This window comes from Neobacillus sp. Fa239 (assembly GCF_055395235.1).
Window position 1 is genome coordinate 2586840 of the sequence record NZ_AP041611.1, and the last position, 16497, is coordinate 2603336.

General features: G+C 43.3%; 15 protein-coding genes and 2 riboswitches. Of the genes, 13 read left to right on the top strand and 2 right to left on the bottom strand.

Features of this window, described 5'->3' with window-relative positions:
* Positions 1-10: 10 nt before the first annotated feature.
* Together ACZ5XR_RS12430 and infC are read right to left on the bottom strand one after the other, a co-directional pair.
* Positions 11-1279, bottom strand: coding sequence for a S8 family peptidase (locus ACZ5XR_RS12430; protein WP_464501944.1), 1269 nt, complete (start codon positions 1277-1279; stop codon positions 11-13).
* 319 nt (positions 1280-1598) lie between these two features.
* Complete coding sequence (gene infC, locus ACZ5XR_RS12435; RefSeq protein WP_464501945.1) at positions 1599-2075, bottom strand: translation initiation factor IF-3; 477 nt, start codon at positions 2073-2075, stop codon at positions 1599-1601.
* Between the two features lie 413 nt (positions 2076-2488).
* Positions 2489-2675, top strand: a riboswitch (cobalamin riboswitch).
* Between the two features lie 178 nt (positions 2676-2853).
* Positions 2854-3036, top strand: a riboswitch (cobalamin riboswitch).
* 123 nt (positions 3037-3159) lie between these two features.
* Here infC and ACZ5XR_RS12440 point away from each other — a divergent pair.
* The 13 genes from ACZ5XR_RS12440 (at position 3160) to cobT (ending at position 16482) form a co-directional block, all read left to right on the top strand.
* Positions 3160-3543 (top strand): (2Fe-2S) ferredoxin domain-containing protein, encoded by a 384-nt coding sequence (locus ACZ5XR_RS12440; protein ID WP_464501946.1) that lies wholly within the window; start codon positions 3160-3162, stop codon positions 3541-3543.
* 49 nt (positions 3544-3592) lie between these two features.
* Entirely contained in the window at positions 3593-5218 is a 1626-nt protein-coding gene (gene cobJ / locus ACZ5XR_RS12445) for a precorrin-3B C(17)-methyltransferase (protein ID WP_464501947.1), read from the top strand.
* A 63-nt stretch (positions 5219-5281) separates the two neighbouring features.
* Complete coding sequence (locus ACZ5XR_RS12450; RefSeq protein ID WP_464501948.1) at positions 5282-6196, top strand: sirohydrochlorin chelatase; 915 nt, start codon at positions 5282-5284, stop codon at positions 6194-6196.
* Positions 6193-6990 (top strand): precorrin-6A reductase, encoded by a 798-nt coding sequence (cobK, locus tag ACZ5XR_RS12455; protein WP_464501949.1) that lies wholly within the window; start codon positions 6193-6195, stop codon positions 6988-6990. Before ACZ5XR_RS12450 ends, cobK begins: the two co-directional genes overlap by 4 nt.
* Positions 6991-7006: 16 nt before the next feature.
* Positions 7007-7654 (top strand): precorrin-8X methylmutase, encoded by a 648-nt coding sequence (locus ACZ5XR_RS12460; protein ID WP_464501950.1) that lies wholly within the window; start codon positions 7007-7009, stop codon positions 7652-7654.
* A 3-nt stretch (positions 7655-7657) separates the two neighbouring features.
* Positions 7658-8761 carry a cobalt-precorrin-5B (C(1))-methyltransferase gene (locus ACZ5XR_RS12465; RefSeq protein ID WP_464501951.1) on the top strand — a complete coding sequence of 368 codons (1104 nt, stop codon included), beginning with the start codon at positions 7658-7660 and terminating at the stop codon, positions 8759-8761.
* Complete coding sequence (cbiE, locus tag ACZ5XR_RS12470) at positions 8748-9953, top strand: precorrin-6y C5,15-methyltransferase (decarboxylating) subunit CbiE (RefSeq protein WP_464501952.1); 1206 nt, start codon at positions 8748-8750, stop codon at positions 9951-9953. Before ACZ5XR_RS12465 ends, cbiE begins: the two co-directional genes overlap by 14 nt.
* Before the next feature lie 2 nt (positions 9954-9955).
* Positions 9956-10657 carry a precorrin-2 C(20)-methyltransferase gene (gene cobI / locus ACZ5XR_RS12475; protein WP_464501953.1) on the top strand — a complete coding sequence of 234 codons (702 nt, stop codon included), beginning with the start codon at positions 9956-9958 and terminating at the stop codon, positions 10655-10657.
* The gene (gene cobM / locus ACZ5XR_RS12480) at positions 10654-11427 is read left to right on the top strand and encodes a precorrin-4 C(11)-methyltransferase (protein WP_464501954.1); all 774 of its coding nucleotides are present in this window, start codon (positions 10654-10656) and stop codon (positions 11425-11427) included. The genes cobI and cobM overlap by 4 nt, the downstream gene beginning before the upstream one ends.
* On the top strand, positions 11427-12563 hold the full coding sequence (locus tag ACZ5XR_RS12485; RefSeq protein WP_464501955.1) for a cobalt-precorrin 5A hydrolase: 1137 nt from the start codon (positions 11427-11429) through the stop codon (positions 12561-12563). The genes cobM and ACZ5XR_RS12485 overlap by 1 nt, the downstream gene beginning before the upstream one ends.
* Before the next feature lies 1 nt (position 12564).
* Positions 12565-13935 carry a cobyrinate a,c-diamide synthase gene (locus tag ACZ5XR_RS12490; protein ID WP_464501956.1) on the top strand — a complete coding sequence of 457 codons (1371 nt, stop codon included), beginning with the start codon at positions 12565-12567 and terminating at the stop codon, positions 13933-13935.
* A complete protein-coding gene (locus tag ACZ5XR_RS12495; protein WP_464501957.1) occupies positions 13928-15445 on the top strand; it encodes a cobyric acid synthase in 1518 nt (505 codons plus the stop codon). The genes ACZ5XR_RS12490 and ACZ5XR_RS12495 overlap by 8 nt, the downstream gene beginning before the upstream one ends.
* Positions 15442-16482, top strand: coding sequence for a nicotinate-nucleotide--dimethylbenzimidazole phosphoribosyltransferase (gene cobT / locus ACZ5XR_RS12500; RefSeq protein ID WP_464501958.1), 1041 nt, complete (start codon positions 15442-15444; stop codon positions 16480-16482). Before ACZ5XR_RS12495 ends, cobT begins: the two co-directional genes overlap by 4 nt.
* Positions 16483-16497 lie beyond the last annotated feature (15 nt).

Genomic DNA, 16497 nt, shown 5'->3' on the forward strand with positions numbered 1-16497 from the left:
TTTTAAAAAATTACCCTTCCATTGTTTTGACCGTTCGGTTTCCAGCGCAATCTTCTGCTTCTATGGTGATATTCTTCTGATATTTCATTTGATAAGAATAAATGGTATCTTGATCTTCCAAATCCATAAATGATGGAACAACTCTCTTATGGTTAATCTTCAATTCTTTTAACGATAAATCCCGAATGGTAAATAATACATATTTTATGCCGTTTTTAATATAATACTCATCTTGGACTACAGGGGGCTTTGGCTCGTATAGGATAACCGCATCTTTCACGGTTTTTAAGTGGTTCGCACCGTAACCTGTTAACCGGATGTTGTTCATCCCATATATAAGAGGAATCAACAATTGATTCGAAATAGTAAACGTTTTCATTTCCTTGTTATTTATTTTAACAGTCAATTTCTCAAGGTTTTCTGTTTTCAGATTTAGTACTTGAAATTTATTTCTTGAAAAAGTTTTATATTGGTCTAATTCCAAATAGGGTTTATTCATATATTTTGCGAAGGCAGAATTTATGTCGATGGCTTCATAATTCATTTTCTTAAGGGTTAATAAATCACAGTCTTTACTCAGTTCTTTTTTAATGTTATCCTTTTTTACACCATCTTTCATCATATCCGCAACAATTCCAGTCACAAATGCTGTTGACATACTCGTCCCTTTACCCAAAACTTTAGGAATATCATCGGCAGGAGCGTATACAGCGATTTTACTTCCATAATTTGAAAAGCTTGCAATCCTTTTCGTTTTTGTATCATAAGCACCAACCGCAATCACACCATTTTGGTCCGCAGGAAAATCAACCTTATTTTTTCCTTCATTTCCTGCTGCAGCGACAAATACCACCCCTTTTGCTTCTCCAACTTTTATCATCAAAGATGTAAAAAAATCCATTGGGGTATAGGAAAAACTCATGTTAATTACATCTGCACCTTTTACGATACTGTAAAGAATAGCCAGTCCCATGAAGGGGTGATTGATTGTATTCCTGTCGGATACCACTTTTACAGGAAGAATTTCGTTATCTGGTGACATTTGAGAAATGATTTCTGCCATTTCTGTCCCATGCCCGTATTTGTCTTTCGGTTTTTGAAAGGGATTAATAAAATTAAATCCATTTAAAACATGAGCCTTTTTTATGCTTTTTGTTTGACTTATTCCTGAATCAAGTACAGCAATGATTGTTTTTTTTGAACGGAAATCATGGAACATGAAAAACAAGACAAAAACTAAAAATAGCGAAATTATAAGAAAAATGAACTGCTTTTTCAATATTATCACCTCGTATATCAAGAAGTCGTTATTTTCAGAATTCTACAATAATATCAACAAATCCTTTTTTAAAAATAATATTTTTACAAAAAAGCAGGCAATCAGCAAAATTCCTACTTTCACCGTAAAGCTTGCCTGCATCAAGTCGGCATGAATTTAAACCACTATAAAAATAAACCTACCGTTTTTAATTTATAAGTTTTTTCGGATTTGAAATAAGGAATTGCACCATTAAAACCAATCAATACTGCAAAATTTTGATTAGTTCTCGCTGATCGCACAATTGAGCCAATAAAAAAAGCCTTTAATAGGCTCTTTTTTATGGTTTCAACAAAATCGACAAGATGCGGCCTTGCAATGTGGCGTTTGTTTTAGACTTCACCAAGTGGCTGACCTCTTGGCAAAAATTGCTGAGAAGTTCTTCCCCAATGTTTGAATGGGTGATTTCTCTCCCGCGAAAACGGACGCTCACCTTTACATGATACCCTTTTGTTAAGAAGCCAATCGCGCTTTTAACTTTTGTTTGAAAGTCATTTTCGTCAATCGTGATGGACATGCGTATTTCTTTTGTTTCGATGGTTACCTGATTCTGTTTATTCTGCTTTTCTTTTTTTTGTAATTCATATCTGTATTTTCCACCATCTAAAATCTTGCATACCGGTGGATCTGCCTCACTGATTTGGACAAGGTCCAATCCCATTTCCATTGCCATCTTAAGCGCCTGAACTGTCGGTAACACTTGTTGACCGTTTTCCGATACAAGCCTTACCACATTGGATTGAATCGATTCGTTCATAATAATTTTTTTAATAAATCAATACCTCCTTATTTGAGTTGCAACTAAATCGCAACTGGTACAATGGTGCTTTCTTATTACAAATTATGTTAAAAAACGAAGGTTGGAAAGGCTATTTAACTAATTCGCACACCATATCATCGAAACTTATTGGAATGGATCTGCAAAAGACAAACACGTAGCTGTATATGGCAATTAAAAAATGATGTTTATGAAGGATGTTTTTTGAATGTAACAAAGCCGAAATATGCAAGGAAATTAATAAAAACTTGTATATTTTCGGCTTATTGATAATTATTTAAACAAGATGAAGTTATTGGCGGGCAGCGTTTTCGTAAAAGAAGTTTAATAAACTCTTGAAATATTAAATCTGATAGACTAGTATAATAATATCTCATAAATTAAATACTAATTTGTTAACAATTAGTTAAGATGCCTTAGGGCTTAATAGGGAATCTGGTGCAATACCAGAACTGTCCCCGCAACTGTGAGTGTGGACGAAATAGACAAACCACTGAAACGTATATATAGACGATACGGGAAGGGTCTAAAGTAGGAAGATACACAAGTCAGGAGACCTGTCTTAGCTGTTAAAGTTTCTAATTTCTTCGGGGGTTGAGAAGATGGAACGTTTGGACAAAAATGATTATTTATTAACATTCTTTGTGCTTACGTTTTATCCGTTCAACTCATGTTGAACGGATTTTTGCGTTATGATGATTCAAAATCATTTTTTATGATCCAAGTATTGCTTTAGAGGAAACAAGCCTTTTTAACAATTAAATAGATTAGGATAGGTGCACATTAAAAATTTGTGCTTAATAGGGAAGTACGGTATAAATCCGTCACGGTACCCGCCACTGTATGGGGAGTTCGTTGCAGATGTCACTGAAGGAATTCGGGAAGACGCAATGGAATGATGAACCTAAGTCAGGAGACCTGCCTTTACCTAAGAGCTTCAATCAACCTACGGGAACATAGGTAGAAGTGCTGAACATACATCGCATTTTTTTGTGTATATATTCTGCACCCCTATGTCCATAGGGGTGCTTTTTTGCGTAAAAAACGAAAAGGAGTGTGTGACATGACTACTTGGAATTTACAAGGGACGAAACACCATGTATTCATTTGCAACGGCAGCAGCTGTATGAGAAAAGGGGGGGAGGAAGCAACACAAGCCATTCGGAATGAAATTGCTAATTTAGATTTAGATTCACTTATTCATACAACAAGAACACGATGCAATGGAAGATGTAAGGATGCACCCGTTGCCATCGTCTATCCATCAGGGACTTGGTATAAAAACGTAAGCCCAGAAGTGGGAACTACAATTGTAAGGCGTCATCTGGCGGAAGGTCATTGCCTTCAAGAGCATGCGATCTATCACTATTCCGAACAAGGATTCATACAGCCAGAAGGGTCGGAATGCATCGAAGGAATACAAAAGGCTGTTAAAGAAAAGGTTTAACAGCCGATAGTATCTGGATTTTGGAAATTTTGGAAGGTGGCGTAATAGGATGAAAGGCAAATTATTCGTTATTGGTTTTGGCCCTGGTGATGAAAAACATATCTCTGGACGGGCAAAAGAAGCCATCCAAGAAAGTGATATTATCATCGGCTACAAAACATACGTTGATCTAATCAAGGGATTAATAGCTGGAAAGCAAATCATCAGCACAGGAATGACAGAAGAAGTGAGCCGGGCCCAGGAGGCTGTGAAACAAGCCGAGCACGGTTACAGGGTAGCCGTCATTTCGAGCGGTGATGCCGGAGTATATGGAATGGCAGGACTGGTTTATGAAGTGCTAATCGAAAAAGGCTGGAAAAAAAACTCAGGGGTAGAAGTGGAGGTGGTCCCTGGCATTTCCGCCATCAACTCCTGTGCTGCTTTATTAGGCGCACCGGTCATGCATGATGCCTGTACGATCAGCTTAAGTGATCATTTGACACCTTGGAGCTTGATCGAGAAAAGAATCGAAGCGGCCGCTCAAGCTGATTTCGTGGTTGCCTTATACAATCCAAAAAGCGGGAGAAGAACACGGCAGATTATGGAAGCTCAAAAAATTCTCTTAAAATATCGCTCGCCAGACACTCCTGTAGGATTGGTAAAAAGTGCTTACCGTGATAGTCAAAAGATCGTTTTAACCAATTTACAAGAGATGCTCGAACATGAAATTGGCATGTTAACTACCGTTTTAATTGGCAACTCTTCAACATTTTTCTACGAAGGATTGATCATTACTCCGCGCGGTTATCAGCGGAAGTATACATTAAATCAGGCAATACAGCCGTTGAAACCGCATCAGCGTCTGCAAAAGGAAGCCGAACCATGGGCACTGGAGCAAACGGAAGATGCAACACCGGTGAACAAGAAACAAGTCACCCCAACCCCAATGAAAGAGTCGCCAAGAGAACTGGCTGAGGAAGCCTTGCAAATGATCCTTGGTGAGAACGATGAACGAGCTCAAGGTTTATTGGTGAAGCAAGACTTTCAATCTATTTTTGAGGTAGCGGTCAGCTCTGGTGTCGCCAATAAAAAATTTACCGCGAATCAGATGGTCATTCTTTCCAAAATTGTCGGAGAAGAAGGTGTCATGGAGTACACACAAGACCATTTTATGAAGCTGCAAATTTTAACCTCTAATCCTGATGTGATTGTTGAAAAACTAACGGCGGCAAACTTTTTGATTGCTCCTGTCGGTGACGTATTAACCGTAAAAGCCTGTGATTTTTGTGACGGTGAAAAGAAGGATTCCATCCCTTATGCCGATGAGCTGCAGGAAAGGCTTGGCGGCATGGAACTCCCAAAAGAATTAAAACTTGGCGTGAATGGCTGCGGAATGGCCTGTTATGGAGCCGTAAAAGAGGATATTGGCATTGTCTACCGCAAAGGAGCGTTTGATTTATTTCTAGGGGCAAAGACAGCTGGAAGAACGGCACATCCCGGCCAAATCGCAGCGGAAGGAATCCATCCGGACCAAATTGTCGAGGTCATAGAGGGGATTGTTCAAGAGTACAAACAAAAGGCTTATCCGAATGAACGTTTCTATAAATTTTTTAAACGGGTCAAAGCGGTGCAAGGTTTTGTGTACCAGGATATTACACCAAACCTTAAAATCGAAGCGGCTGTTTGCGGGGAGTAAAGGGAAGAAGTCTAGTGGCCAATTATCAGGGAATGCATTTACAAACAAAGAGGAGGAAATAGTTTGAAAGCAATTTTATTTGTGGGGCATGGGAGCAAAGATCAAGAGGGAAATCAGCAGGTTCGCGAGTTCATCGGTGAGATGAGTGGGAATTGGGACGATTCTATACTGGTGAAGACGTGCTTTTTAGAATTTGAACGACCAACAGTGACTCAAGGCATCGACCTATGTGTGGAGAAAGGGGCCGACCATATTGTCGTAATTCCAATCATGCTCTTACAGGCAGGGCACTCTAAAATTCATATTCCAGCAGCCATTGATGAGGCAAAGAAGCAATATCCACTTGTTCAATTTACTTATGGCCGGCCAATTGGTGTACATGAGGAAACCTTTGAAATTTTAAAAACGAGATTAATGGAAATTGGCGAGAATTGGGAGGCATCAGACGACGAAACGGCGATCCTTTTGTTAGGACGGGGCGGAAGCGATCCGGATGCGAATAGTGATTTATATAAAATTGCTAGATTACTATGGGAAAAAACAAACTATAAAATCGTCGAACCTGCTTTTATGGGGGTGACCAATCCTCTTGTGAACGAAGGGATTGAGCGCTGTATAAAGCTAGGAGCAAAAAAAGTGGTCATCCTGCCTTACTTTCTATTCACAGGAATCTTGATAAAACGGTTAGAAGATATGATGGTTCCTATTCAAAATCAATACTCCGCGATTGAATTTCAATTGGCAGACTATTTTGGTTATCATCCAAAATTACAGACTATTTTAATAGAACGAGTGGAAGAAGCCCTTCGTGATGAGGTGAAGATGAACTGCGATACCTGCCAATACCGTCTCAATGTGATGCAACATATCGATCATCATCACCACCATGACCATGACCATCATGACCATGACCATCATGACCATGACCATCACCATGATCATGAACATGCCGTGCAAAAGGCAGGGGAAAGAGGATGATTTTCGTATTAGCCGGTACAAGTGATGCACGAGCCCTTGCTTTAGAAATAAAAAAGGAAGGATTCGCTCTCCTGGCCTCCGTTGTCACAGAAAATGCAGCGTTTGAACTGACGGAGTCAGGAATACCTGTTCAAGTAGGGAGATTAACGGATGAAGACATGGTGGAATTGATTGACACAAAAGGGATTCAAGCGGTTGTCGATGCGAGTCATCCTTTTGCGGAAGAAGCTTCGAAAAACGCAATCAAGGCAGCGCAAACGGCGGGAATTCCCTATATCCGGTATGAACGGGAGTCTCAAACTTTCCAATATGACAACATGACAGTCGTCGAAAGCTACGAGGAAGCAGCGGAGCTTGCATTGGCCAAAAAAGGCGTGGTGATGCTGACGACAGGAAGCAAGACGCTTCAAATTTTCACTGAAAAACTATTAGATAATCCGAGCATCCGCTTGATCGCCCGGATGCTGCCTCGGGTGGATAATATGGAAAAATGTGAGCAGCTAGGTCTGCCGCAGAAAAATATTATTGCGATCCAGGGACCATTTTCAAAAGAGTTCGACAAAGCCCTTTATAAGCAATATGGTGTGACCTTAATGGTGACTAAAGAGAGCGGGAAAGTCGGATCGGTTGATCAAAAGGTGGAAGCCGCCAAGGAACTGGGGATTGATGTCGTCATAATTGGCCGACCGAAATTAAATTATGGAACCGTCTATGCTCATTTTGTCGATGTCATCGAGGAATTACATAAAAAGGTCGGTTCCAGACAAACGGCCAAAACAGACCAATCATTTTAATACAGGAGTGAGAGAATTGGATTTTAGAACTGAATTTAAACCTTTAACGGTTCAACCGGAACAAATTGAAGGAAGAAGCTTTGAAATGATTAATGAAGAAATTGGAGAGCACTCGTTTACCGAAGAACAGTATCCGATTGTCCAGCGGATCATCCATGCATCCGCGGACTTTGAACTCGGGAAGAGCGTCCTCTTTCATCCTGACGCCATACAGTCCGGCATACGCGCGATACGGAGCGGGAAAAAAGTGGTGGCCGATGTTCAGATGATTCAAAGTGGTGCTAATAAAGCACGAATTGAAAAGTACGGCGGAGAAATCAAGGTCTATATTTCTGACCCGGATGTTATGCAAGAAGCCAAACGGTTAAATACCACACGAGCCATTATTTCGATGCGAAAAGCGATCAAAGAAGCGGACGGCGGCATCTATGCCATCGGGAATGCCCCAACCGCCTTACTCGAACTGATCCGCCTAATTAAAGAAGGCGAAGCGAAACCAGGTCTTGTCATTGGTCTGCCAGTTGGGTTTGTTTCCGCCGCTGAGTCAAAAGAAGAATTAGCCAAGCTCGATATCCCCTTCATCACCAATATTGGCAGAAAAGGCGGCAGCACCGTGACCGTTGCAGCATTAAATGCCATTTCCATAATGGCCGACCGGGCATAACCTATGCAAGAGGTACCAAAAGGAAAGCTGAGGGAAGGATATACGACAGGGGCCTGTGCAACCGCTACAACAAAAGCGGCACTAACGGCCTTAATAACTGGTGAACCGCAAACAGAATCTACGATTTATTTGCCCATTAAAAGGTTCGCTACGTTTCAGATCGAAAACTGTGATTATACAGAACAAACGGCCAGCGCCAGTACGATTAAAGACGCGGGGGATGACCCGGATGCCACCCATCGGGCTTTAATCGTTTCCACCGTGTCATGGGTTGATGAACCAGGTATCATCCTTGATGGGGGAGTAGGGGTCGGCCGCGTCACAAAGGACGGATTGCCCGTTCCTGTCGGCGAGGCCGCGATTAACCCTGTTCCACGCAAGATGATCCGTGAGACGGCAGAAGGGGTTTTAAAAGAATTTGGGATTACGAGAGGAATTAAGATCGTCATTTCGGTTCCAGAGGGTGAAGAAATAGCCAAAAAAACACTCAATGGACGCTTGGGTATCATTGGCGGAATTTCTATTCTCGGGACCCGTGGGATTGTCGTTCCATTTTCCACAGCCGCTTATAAAGCCAGTATCATCCAGGCGATCAGTGTTGCCCGGGCCAGTGGCTGCGAACACGTTGTGATCACAACAGGCGGACGAAGTGAGAAAAATGCCATGAAGCAATTCCCTGAACTGACTGAGGATGCTTTTATCGAAATGGGTGACTTTATCGGATTTACCCTTAAACAATGCAAGAAGCAAGGGGTAAAAAGAGTTTCGATGGTTGGCATGATGGGGAAATTCTCAAAGGTGGCAATGGGGATTATGATGGTCCACTCGAAAAGCTCCCCAGTAGATTTTGACTTTTTGGCTGAGGTGGCAAGCCGTTCCGGTGCTGATGCCGCACTAGTCGAAGAAATTCGAACGGCCAATACGGCATCACAGGTTGGAGATATGATGACAGTACAGGGCCATCTTTCCTTTTTCGAACGGCTAAGCGACCATTGCTGTCTTGCTGCGTTAAAGGAAGTTGATGGCGGCATCGATATAGATACGACCCTTTATACGATGAAGGGAGAATTGTTAGGAAAGGCGGTGCGAAAGAATGGCATCGATTAAAATGATTGGCATTGGGGACGAAGGCAAAGCCAGCCTGCTCCCGATGTACGAAAAGTGGATTAATGAAAGTGAAATATTAGTAGGAGGAAAGAGACATCTTTCCTTTTTTCCAGAATTCACTGGCGAAAAAATCGCGATTGAGGGCGGACTTTCTCAACTGGTGGAACGTTTGCAGTCGGAGACGAGAAACGCAGTGATTCTAGGTTCCGGAGACCCGTTGTTCTACGGAATTGGAAGCTATTTATCTTCTAAAATCGATTTGAACATTTATCCTTATTTAAGTTCGATTCAGCTTGCTTTTGCCAGAATGAAAGAAAGATGGCAGGATGCCTATTTCACCAGCGTTCACGGCAGGAGTATAAAAGGGCTGGCACAGCGAGTGGATGGAAAAAAAACGGTCGCAATCTTAACTGATACGGAAAATTCACCAAATAACATCGCTCAGTATTTGCTTTCCTTTGGCATGACTGAATATGAGGCGTTTGTGGGAGAGAACCTTGGCAGTGACAAAGAACAATGCCGCAAGTTTACCCTCGAGGAAATGAAGGATGCTGAGTTTTCACCCCTCAATGTGGTGATCCTCAAGAAAAACGGGGAAAGCCCACAGTGGTCGGTTGGCATTGACGATGAGGAGTTTTATCAGCGAAAACCAGATAAAGGTTTGATCACCAAGAAGGAAATCCGTACCTTAAGCATAAGTGCTCTAAAATTAAAGGAAGACAGCACGGTTTGGGATATTGGGACATGCACAGGTTCTGTTGCGATTGAGGCAGCGAAAATCGCCAGAGAAGGACAAGTGTTTGCCATCGAAAAGAATGAGGGCGACCTGGAAAACTGTAAGCAAAATTTAGCCAAGTTCCGTGTGGATGCAACACTCATTCATGGGAAAGCCCCAGAGGGATTAGATACCTTCCCAGATCCAGATGCTATCTTTATTGGCGGGACTGCAGGCGGAATGGAAGACATTTTAAATATTTGCTGCAGCCGATTGAAGGCTGGCGGCCGCATCGTTTTAAATGCTGTCACGATTGAAAATCTTTCAGAAGCAATGCTGTCATTTAAAGGGCAGGGTTATGAGACGAATATTACTCTAGCCCAAATATCCAGAAGCAAACCTATTTTGAATCTGACAAGGTTTGATGCATTAAATCCGATTTACATAATAGAAGCGTGGCGTAAGGAAGGGGAATAAAGATGATAGGAACATTATACGGCCTAGGGGTTGGACCGGGGGATCCGGAACTCATTACCGTTAAGGCGTTTCGTAAATTAAAGGAATCACCAGTGATTGCCTATCCGAAAAAACAAAAGGGCAGCAAAAGCTATGCCCATCGAATCATAGATGTCTATTTTCAACCGAACGAAAAAGAAATGCTGGGACTTGTCTTTCCAATGACAAAGGATCCAGACACCTTGGAAAGAAAATGGACGGAAACCGTGGAAAATGTGTGGGCAAAGCTGCAAGAGGGGAAGGATGTCGCTTTTGTAACGGAAGGGGATCCTCTTTTATATAGCACGTTTATTCATATGATGCGTTTGATGCAGGAAAAATATCCGCAGGTTCCGATTGAAGTCGTTCCGGGAATTTCGTCCATCAATGGAGCGGCTTCTAGGCTGGCAATTCCATTGGCTGATGGGGATGAGCATGTGGCGATTGTTCCAGCACGGGATGACTATGAAACCATGAAAAAAGTTATTCAAGACAATGATTGTGTCATTTTTATAAAAGTAGCGAAAGTTATTGATTTAATGCTTGAAGTTTTACGTGATTTAGACTTACTTGACAAGGCTTCAGTCGTTACAAAGGTCACATCGGATGAGGAGATTATTTGGCGGGCAGATGAGCTCGAAGGAGCGGAACTTGAATATTTAACATTAATGGTGGTGAGAAAATGAAGCTTTATATCATTGGTGCCGGGCCAGGCGATCCTGATTTAATCACGGTAAAAGGTCTTCAGCATCTTCAGGAGGCTGATGTCGTTCTTTATGCGGATTCGCTTGTAAACGAGGACTTAATTGCGAAAGCAAAACCTTCTGCCGAAATATTGAAAACCGCCGGAATGCATTTAGAAGAAATGGTTGACGTCATGACTTACCGAATCCTGCAAGGGAAAAAGGTCGTTCGTGTCCATACGGGCGATCCGGCTGTCTATGGGGCGATTATGGAACAAATCGTCTTGCTAAAGAAGAAAGGAATCGAAGTAGAGATTGTTCCGGGGGTGAGCTCAGTGTTTGCTGCCGCCGCAGCCGCGCAAGCCGAACTGACGATTCCTGATTTAACACAAACCGTCATCCTGACAAGAGCCGAAGGCAGGACACCTGTACCAGAATTTGAAAAGCTTGCGGATTTAGCAAAACATCATTGTACGATTGCTCTTTTCTTAAGTGCCACTTTAACGAAGAAGCTTGTGAAGGAATTGACCGGGGCTGGCTGGAGTATGGATACCCCTGTTGCGGTCGTTTATAAAGCGTCGTGGCCGGATCAAAAGATTGTCCGGACGACTCTGGAACGGTTGGATGAAGATATGCGGGTGAATGGGATTCGTAAACAGGCGATGATCTTAGCCGGCTGGGCGCTAGATGAAAACATTCACGAACAAGATTATCGTTCCAAGCTATATGACAAAACGTTTACACATGGATTCCGCCGGGGGGTGGAATCGTAATGATCGAGCTTCAAGAGGCGCAAAAGGCGGTCATTCAGCAGAAGGGTGACTATGCCGTTGTTGCGATCACAAAGCATGGGGTGGAGCTGGCCCGCAAGCTGGGACATTCGTTTCAAAATTCCGATGTGTATTATATGCAGAAGTTTGAAAAAGGAGACGAGCGGGCGATGGGCATCCAATTATTCACCGGTAGTGTGCGCCTTCTTCTGCCCTCTCTTTTCGAAGCCTATAAGGGTCTGGTCATCATCATATCCCTTGGAGCCGTGGTCCGAATGATTGCGCCTATTTTAAAGGATAAAAAAACAGATCCTGCCGTTGTCGTTATTGACGATAAGGGCGAACATGTGATCAGCGTGCTGTCAGGCCATCTCGGCGGTGCCAATGAACTAACGAAAGAAGTAGCAGCCGCCCTACAGGCACGTCCCATTATTACCACAGCTTCAGATGTACAGGAAACGATTGCGGTTGATTTGTTCGGTAAACGGTTTGGCTGGAATTGGGACTCGGCTGAAAAGCTGACGCCCGTTAGCGCTTCGGTTGTGAACGAAGAAAAAATCGCCGTGGTTCAAGAGTCAGGCGAAAAAGACTGGTGGCCATATAGCCGCCCGCTCCCTGGGAATATTCAACCGTATTCATCGATCCAAGAAGCGATGGCACAAAAACCGGATGCTGCCCTAGTAGTAACCCATCGGAAATTATCCGAAGACGAAATGGAGATTTTACAAAATGGTGTTTTATATCGACCAAAGGTGATTGTCCTTGGAATGGGCTGCAACCGCGGGACCACTGCAGCGGAAATCGAAGCAGTGATCGACGAAACGCTTGAGGAATTACGATTTTCGAAAAAAAGTGTCAAAGCAATTTGCACGATTGATCTAAAAAAGGATGAAGCGGGACTGCTCGAAGTGGCGAATAAAAACCGTTGGGAGTTTATCTATTACACACCGGCTGAATTGAATGCCATTGAAATTCAGAACCCTTCTGAAACGGTCTTTAAATATACCGGTGCCTACGGCGTCAGTGAGCCAGCTGCCTTATTGTACAGCACAGCGAAACATCTAACGTTGATGAAGAAGAAATCAGGTAATGTCACCATATCAGTAGCGGTGATCCCTATTGAGGAAGGAGAGAAATAGAATGTCTACTCGCAGGATTGTGATTGCAGGGACAGGCAGTGGTGTCGGAAAAACGACGCTGACAATTGGGCTGATGTCTGCTTTAAGGAAAAAAGGTTATACCGTCCAGGGCTTTAAATGCGGTCCAGATTATATCGACCCGACCTATCATACGGCCGTCACGGGAAGACCGTCAAGAAACCTTGACAGCTGGATGCTCAACCATGAGATGGTCAAAGAGATTGTCAACCGTGCAAGTGAAGGAGCGGATATTTCCGTCATCGAAGGAGTCATGGGATTCTTTGATGGAAAAAATCCGATAAACAATACGGGCTCCACTGCCGAAATCAGTCTCATCACCGAAAGTCCAGTCATTTTGGTCGTGAATTGTGCCAGCATGGCCCGGAGTGCAGCGGCTATTGTGAAGGGATTTCAAACGTTTCTGGAGGAAGCCAATATTGTCGGGGTGATCGCCAATCAGGTGGGCAGCGAAGGACATTTTAAAATTGTCCAAACCGCGATAGAGCAGGAATGCGGAATTCCCGTCCTTGGGTATTTGAAAAGAAACGAGGAACTTTCGATTCCGGAACGGCATTTAGGGTTGATTCCCTCCGTTGAACGAGGAGAATTGAATCCATTTTTTGAGCAGCTTGGTGATTTAGTGCTTGAAACCGTCGATGTAGATTCTTTATATGACTTGGCCAAAGCTCCCCTCTTAAAGATAAAAGAATTCCAGTTTAAGAGAGCGAAGCAGGCAAATGTAAAAATTGCAGTCGCACGAGATGCCGCTTTTAATTTTTACTATCAGGAAAACCTCGACATGTTAGCAGCCGCGGGAGCTGAGCTGATCGAGTTCTCTCCATTAAAAGGTGAATGCCTGCCGGAACAGGTGGATGGCTTGTATATCGGCGGCGGTTTCCCAGAGGAATTTGCCGAGGAGCTGGCATTAAAGACAGAAGTAAATACCTCGATTCGAACGGCTATTGAAAAAGGTCTGCCAACCTTGGCGGAATGCGGCGGGTTTATGTATTTAACCGAATCGTTGGAAACAACCGATGAAACGAGTTACAAAATGGTCGGGATGATCCCTGGTAAGGTGAAAATGCAAACGAAGCTAGCGGCTTTGGGATACCGTGAAATCACTTCAGAAGGAGAAAATTTCTTGTTGGCGGGAAATCTGATAGCAAGAGGCCATGAATTTCACTATTCTACTTTTCATCCGAGAACGGATGTTGAACCGGCCTACCAAACGAAAGGAATGCGTGGGTTTAAGAAGGAGGGCTATCGGAAAGGTAATTTAATTGCAGGGTATACCCATTTTCATTTTGGCTCATGCCCAGAGCTTGTTGAAAATTGGGTAAAGAAATGTAAGGAGTTCAAAGAAAATGGCTAAAGCTCTTCCACTTATGTTTCAAGGTACCAATTCGGATGTCGGCAAAAGTGTTGTCGTGACCGCCTTTTGCCGGATTTTCGCCCAAGACGGATATAAAACGGTTCCGTTTAAATCACAAAATATGGCGTTAAATTCCTACATCACAGTGGATGGAAAAGAAATCGGCAGAGCACAGGGAGTTCAGGCCGAAGCCGCAGGGATTCAGGCAACCACCGATATGAACCCGATTTTACTAAAGCCGAACAGGGATAACCAATCCCAAATTGTCGTCCATGGTAAACCATATAAAAATATGGAAGCAGGAAGGTACCGCCGGGAATTCTATCAAACGGGATTGGAGCTTATTCAACAATCCCTATCCACCCTGTCCCAAAATTATGAACGAATTGTCATTGAAGGGGCAGGCAGTCCTGCCGAGATTAATCTGAATGATCGGGAAATGGTCAATATGCGGGTCGCCAAAATGGCGGATGCCCCTGTGATCTTAATTGGGGATATCGAAAAAGGCGGAGTGTTTGCCAGTTTAGTAGGAACCCTTCAGCTGATGGAACCAGAAGACCGCGATCGAGTGATTGGCGTAATCATCAATAAATTCCGTGGCGATCTCCGCCTGCTAGAATCCGGCTTAACGTGGTTTGAGGAGTATACAGGAAAACCCATTCTCGGCGTGATTCCTTACTTGGAGAATCTAAATATTGATGCCGAGGATTCCGTGATTTTAAATCAATATACATCCACTCAAAATACTGAAAAAGAATTGGATATCGCGGTGATCCAGTATCCGAAAATCTCCAATTTCACTGATGTCGACCCGTTTTTTGTCGAGCCGGATTGTCATGTCCGTTTTATAACGAGAGCGGATCAATTACACCATCCAGATTTAGTCATTCTCCCGGGCAGCAAGAATACAATGGAAGATTTGCTATTTTTACGAAAGAGCGGCATCGCCCAAAAAATAGCTGAATTACACAAAAAGAAACACTCAATTCTTTTCGGGATCTGCGGCGGCTATCAAATGCTCGGTGATAAAATTGAGGATCCGTTTTCGATCGAGTCTCTCCATCAAGAAATGGAAGGCCTTCAGTTACTACCAATTGGAACGACCATTACGAAAGAAAAGACGACGATTCTATCAAATGGGAAGTTGCATCTTTTTGGAAAAAACTTTCATGTGACAGGTTACGAGATTCATATGGGTGAAACCGTGGCGACAGGAGCGTCCAAGGGAGTTATTTTTACAAATGAAAAATGGGATGGCTGTCAATCCCCAGACGAAACCATCATTGGTACTTATTTTCATGGGATATTCCATAATGATGAATTTCGTGAGGAATTGCTTAATCAACTCCGCTGTAAAAAAGGATTGGAACCCATTCACAAGCGCCCATCTTTTAACCAATTGCGGGAAGAAGCGTTTGAAAGGCTGGCAGAACATGTTAGGGGACACGTTAAACTGGATGTCATTGAAAATTTAATGAAGGATTACCAAAAAAGGGGGATCACCCAATGAACAGCGTAAAAACAGCAATCCAGCCTCTTGATAGAGAAATGGGACAGCAAGTTCGTGCGTATATCGATACATTAACCAAACCTCCGGGCAGTTTGGGCAGATTAGAGGAATTAGCCATTCATCTGTCGGAAATGACATCTGAAGCTTTCCCGGTCGTGTCACCGCCCGGTGTGATCGTTTTTGCCGCTGATCATGGTGTAGTCGAAGAAGGGGTGTCCGCTTTCCCGCAGGAAGTAACCGTGCAAATGGTCATGAACTTTTTAAACAGCGGTGCAGCCATCAATGTTTTTAGCCGGCAAATCGGAGCCATGTTTGAAGTGGTTGATATCGGTGTGGCAGCAGATATTGAGGCTGAAGGGTTTGTGAATCGGAAAATTCGCTATGGAACCAACAATTTTTGCCAGAAGGATGCAATGACAAGAGAAGAAGCCGAACAGGCCATTGCTGTTGGCTATGAACGAGCGGAACAGATGATTCAACAGGGAATCAAATGTTTAATTGTTAGTGAAATGGGGATCGGCAATACGACGCCAAGCAGTGCGATCGCAGCATTAGTAAGCGGACAGGACATCGGTACTCTTGTCGGCCGAGGAACAGGGATTGCACAAGAAAAAATTCGTCATAAACAAGAGGTCATTACACGGGCACTAAAGGAGAGAAACCCTGACCGGAATGATCCAATCGATATCATAACTAAAATTGGCGGTTTGGAAATTGCCGGGATGGCAGGTGCCATGCTCTCTGCCGCTCAGAACCGAATCCCGATATTAGTAGATGGATTTATTTGCACGATCGCAGCTCTTTTGGCAAGGGAAATATGTGAGGCAGCAGCGGAGTATATGATTGTCGGCCATCGTTCCGTCGAGCCTGGACATGAAATAGCGCTGAAATTATTAGGCAAGAAGCCACTACTTGATTTAGATTTTCGGCTAGGCGAAGGAAGCGGGGCAGCAGTTGCCTATCCTATCTTACAATCAGCGGCCTTAATGCTGAAAGAAATGGACACCTTTGCATCCGCTGGAATCTCAAATGAGTAACGTAGGAAAGGAGCG

Coding starts and splice junctions, on each gene's coding strand:
- infC (WP_464501945.1), bottom strand. CDS start 2,075: ATGAACGAATCGATTCAATCCAATGTGGTAAGGCTTGTATCGGAAAAC.
- ACZ5XR_RS12440 (WP_464501946.1), top strand. CDS start 3,160: ATGACTACTTGGAATTTACAAGGGACGAAACACCATGTATTCATTTGC.
- cobJ (WP_464501947.1), top strand. CDS start 3,593: ATGAAAGGCAAATTATTCGTTATTGGTTTTGGCCCTGGTGATGAAAAA.
- cobK (WP_464501949.1), top strand. CDS start 6,193: ATGATTTTCGTATTAGCCGGTACAAGTGATGCACGAGCCCTTGCTTTA.
- ACZ5XR_RS12465 (WP_464501951.1), top strand. CDS start 7,658: ATGCAAGAGGTACCAAAAGGAAAGCTGAGGGAAGGATATACGACAGGG.
- cbiE (WP_464501952.1), top strand. CDS start 8,748: ATGGCATCGATTAAAATGATTGGCATTGGGGACGAAGGCAAAGCCAGC.
- cobI (WP_464501953.1), top strand. CDS start 9,956: ATGATAGGAACATTATACGGCCTAGGGGTTGGACCGGGGGATCCGGAA.
- cobM (WP_464501954.1), top strand. CDS start 10,654: ATGAAGCTTTATATCATTGGTGCCGGGCCAGGCGATCCTGATTTAATC.
- ACZ5XR_RS12485 (WP_464501955.1), top strand. CDS start 11,427: ATGATCGAGCTTCAAGAGGCGCAAAAGGCGGTCATTCAGCAGAAGGGT.
- ACZ5XR_RS12490 (WP_464501956.1), top strand. CDS start 12,565: ATGTCTACTCGCAGGATTGTGATTGCAGGGACAGGCAGTGGTGTCGGA.
- ACZ5XR_RS12495 (WP_464501957.1), top strand. CDS start 13,928: ATGGCTAAAGCTCTTCCACTTATGTTTCAAGGTACCAATTCGGATGTC.
- cobT (WP_464501958.1), top strand. CDS start 15,442: ATGAACAGCGTAAAAACAGCAATCCAGCCTCTTGATAGAGAAATGGGA.